At 33.8% G+C, this 4,335-nt stretch carries 2 protein-coding genes; one reads left to right on the forward strand and one right to left on the reverse strand.

The genetic code is table 11. The annotated features are described in order from the left end of the window. Window positions 1–132 precede the first annotated feature (132 nt). The gene (locus IE867_RS14050; protein ID WP_192485339.1) at window positions 133–2,496 is read left to right on the forward strand and encodes a hypothetical protein; all 2,364 of its coding nucleotides are present in this window, start codon (window positions 133–135) and stop codon (window positions 2,494–2,496) included. 1,716 nt (window positions 2,497–4,212) lie between these two features. Here IE867_RS14050 and IE867_RS15060 read toward each other — a convergent pair. Continuing rightward, complete coding sequence (locus IE867_RS15060) at window positions 4,213–4,329, reverse strand: IS3 family transposase (protein WP_404826252.1); 117 nt, start codon at window positions 4,327–4,329, stop codon at window positions 4,213–4,215. Window positions 4,330–4,335 lie beyond the last annotated feature (6 nt).

Raw genomic sequence — 4,335 nt, forward strand, 5'->3', positions numbered from 1 at the left:
GAAAGCTGTTAAAAACAATTTATTTAACACTTAAAAATAATTGGGTTTTTGAAGATTTCCCCAACTATGTTTTGAGAAAAAATTAAACATTTAACCAACTGAAGAGTTGAAAATTAACATAGGAGAAATAAAATGAAAAGGAAAGTTATTATTTCAATACTTAGCTTCTCAATATTTAATATTAGCATGGCTAAAGATGTAGGTAATGAAATAAACAATAATACTAATATTTTGTCAGAGTTCGCAACAAATAGCAGAATTATTGATGGAAAAAAATTAAACTCCTTAGAGTTGGATATAAAAAACTTGAAAGGAAAATTGCATGGTGATAGCTATCAAAATAACTCAAATAGAGAATACATTCTTACCTCAACTCATGCATATTCAATTGAATATGGTCAATTAAACGAACTTCTTAAGCTACCAGATGAGATTACTAACCGTAGCAACAGTAATCTTGTACCAAGTGGAAGAGGTTTTTCAGCTTTAGTCAACGGGACTCTATACTTTTCGCATGTTAAAGGGTATTGGCAAAAGGTTAAACTCACTAAAAATCAAACTAAGGTAATTGATATAAAGGCGGTCAATGATGATACTGTGATAGCGCTAACTAAAACAGGCTTATATGCAATTACATATGAAGATGAAATAAATTATGATGGCGCAAAATATAATATTGATAAAGTTTCAAGCTTCAAGTCAGCAGAAGCACTTTTCAAAGTGAGTGATGGATACATTTTAAAAACTTCTAGTGATTTATTAAAAATAAATAATGATCTTGATTTAAAATCATTAGATAAAATATCAATTAATCAAAAATATTTAAATAACTTAAAATCAATTTCATATGATTCTAATGAAAAAACATATTATGCTTTAGTAAAAGGTTTAGGACTTATTATTGGTGAAAAAGATGGGAGTTCTTGGAAAGAAATGCCTATGAATAGACCGTATAACTTTGGAGAGCAGATCATTTTACTTAGAAAATCATCTAGCAAGAGTCTCGAAATATCTTTTGTAGCTGATGGTCATGTGTACACCTATAATGGAAAAGCTTTATCAGTTAAAACATCATCTATTTTTGACGCCAAGATTCTATCTACTAACCAACAAGGCTTAAATCAGAGCTACTTAACACATGATAAGTTATATTTAGTATACGATTCCGCTGACTTTCCTTGCTTTGAATTTGATGAAAGTGGAGCACTAGTAAGTATTTCTGATGATAGTAGCCATACATTGCAAGTTTTTGCGAATAATCGATTCACTGGTGCTGGAAATCCAGATTCGGTTTCATCCATCTATGCCAATGGTTACAATCAGGATTGGTTTGAAATAGGAATGTATATGACGTATATAAACGATTCTGGGTTTTCCGAAAAGTGTTCCATGCCTGCTGATGGATATAAACTACTGGAAAATCTAATAATAAAAAAATATGAAAATGGCGGCAGTTATCGGGACATGAAAGAAGTAACAGGCGAGAATCAGGCTACTGATGATGGTTATATTTACTTTAATAAAACTGCTAACGCGCTTGAAAAAGGCATTGTATATAACTATACAGCGCAATCTCTCCAAGGGTTACAAGTATACTACAATGGTGAAGTCTCTGGAGATACTGCATTTATAAAATACTATCTGCAAGGCGGAGAGTCTTTAAAAAATACTGCTTTTGCAGCTTGCTTTATTAGTGGTGATGAGCTTAACCAGTATAACTCTTGTTCCAACCATGTTGAAGTTCCCTATCAATTTATAGAACCTTTGCAACATAACGAGTCTGATGTTCAACAAGGCATTCAGTTTGGACACCAAAAATTAGACCACCCAGAAGATGATGATATACAACCATATTATGGTATGGATTGGATGGGGGATGATGATATCGACAGAACCAATGATATATCTGTTAACTTTTATAAATATATTGGACACAATATTCCTAATGCTATTAAGCTCCATAGCCTAATGTTCTATAAGCTAAGACATTCAAATCCAATAAATGAGCATTATGGTGTTACAACTAGTGGTAGTGGTGACTCTCATTATGATATGGCAACTATATTTCTTCAACTTGATCGTGACAGTGGCATTCCAGGAGAGACTGGTTTCAATAATCTATTTTTAATTGATGAACACCCATTTATTGATAGTGAAAGCAGATCTCATGAGTTCCCCGTAATTGTATCACATTATCAGATGTGGAAGGATCAGAATTCGAACCACGATTCTTTGACCACATATGACCATGTTGAAAATAAGGACAGAGGCTATCCCAATGGCCCTTCTTTTCGCGGTTACAATTACTCAGTTGATAATGATAATGGCATGGGGTATTCACGCTTACTATATATGAGATATGTTGATATATATGGGAACGAAGGTTTGGTTTTAGTTCCTGCCTATTTTGGAGACATTGGGCATGATGGTTTTACGATTTATCCACATACTGCTTGGGATCTTGGTGCGCCATTACACCCTTCAGTACATATATAAATTTTAATATCGTATCAATACTAATTACAGGATGTTAATCATTTATTTTACATAAGTTTTAACTTCATAATTAGGCAAAAACTTCTATTCATTGTAAGGGAGATGAAAATGAATAATATCTTTTTTTACACCTTATTTTTGGTGTTTTTAATTCCATTTTTATCATATTCAAATGAGAAAAATACATTCGCTCAAAATGATGGAAATAGCCATATTAAGCGATCAGACACCTCTAGTAATACAAAAAAGAAATCTTCAAATAAAAGTGCTGAAGATAAACAGTCATATATGTCTACAGGAGATGTAACCTCTGATGCCTTTAATTTTGATACATATGGCAGTGGCTATATTGATAATAGAACTTTAACTCTCTCATGGATCTACTCGGTTGCCACTTTTCATGGAAAGAAAGGACAACTTTCTTTTCCTCTTACTGTTGAATATACAGGAGATTGCTCCAATAGTGCAGATGGTATAGCATCTTGCTGGGAATGGGGAGGAATGTCAAAGTTTAACTCTAGTACAAGCGAGTTAAGCTTATCTCAAGGTGGAAGTTATAAATTAGAAGGTGGTTCACTTAGATACTATAAATTAGAGAATGTAGATGTTGATCTTGATCAAAACACTGGGCAAGTAACGATTACCCATCATGATGGACTTAAGGAATACTTAAATAATTTAGGACAAATGTATAAAATCACCAATACACGAGGTGACTCCATCTATTTCCAATGGCAGTCTAATCAACTTAAAAGAATTTATGATGATAATGGTTCAGAAGTTACGATTTCCTATCCTTCATCTAATTACTCAGCTATAACAGTAACACATAAAGATTATAAAGGAGAAGAACTAGAAACAAACCTAATTCTAGATGTTGCTACAAATCGCTTAAGTAGAATATTGCTTCCTGATGCTGAAAGTCTTATTTTATTTACATATCAACAGTTAGAAGGTTCACAAGTTCATTTATCTCAAGTTGACTTACCTGGAGGCGCAACACATAGTTTTTCATATCAAAAATTAGCAATGCCTATAAATGCTCCAGCAGCATATACCTACGGCATAAGCCAACATACAATATCCCCTGGCTATGGCCAATCTAGTCTAATAAGAACATATAAACCCGTTGGTTCTAACCCTTCAACCGCTAACAATTATTTAGGAGCAAACCTCACATATATTGGTGATAAAGATGTACTATATGAGAAAGGCCATGGATATAAGTATGGTACAGAAGTTAGTGATGGTCGCACAAAGACTAATTATACCTTTACCAGCTTACACTTAGTAGAGAAAGTCATCACCTCAAATCAGTCGGGGCAGTTGTTATCTGAGGTGAGCTATACTTACCCAGTTCAGAGTACCGATACAATTTTTGATGTTCCTGCATTTTATAATTTTCCAATTCAGACAGATACGACCTTCTATAATATTGTAGATTCATTAGCAAACATGCCATTAAGTTTAAAAGAATTAGATAATATTTCTCGTACATCTTCTACATACAGCAGTCACAATGATGCAGGGCTTCCGCTAGAACATACAGATGTCAACGGTGTGACACAGGTATCGACGTATTGTGATACAGTATCACCGGAGCCGGGGTGCCCATCAAGTGGAACTGGGTTTATACAGCATGTATCTAAGATAGTAACCTATCCTAAAGCTATAACAGGCGAAACCTCCCCGTTACCACTAGTGAAGAAATATGATCTACCCCGTCAATTTGGGACACTTTTGATTTTCGGATTTCATACTATCTTCAAACTGTTTTGGTGTCATGTAATTTATCGTTGAATGTTTCCTTTTGGTGTTATAGTAAGCTTCAATATACGA

The organism is Cysteiniphilum marinum, from assembly GCF_014857925.1.
GTDB lineage: Bacteria > Pseudomonadota > Gammaproteobacteria > Francisellales > Francisellaceae > Caedibacter > Caedibacter marinus.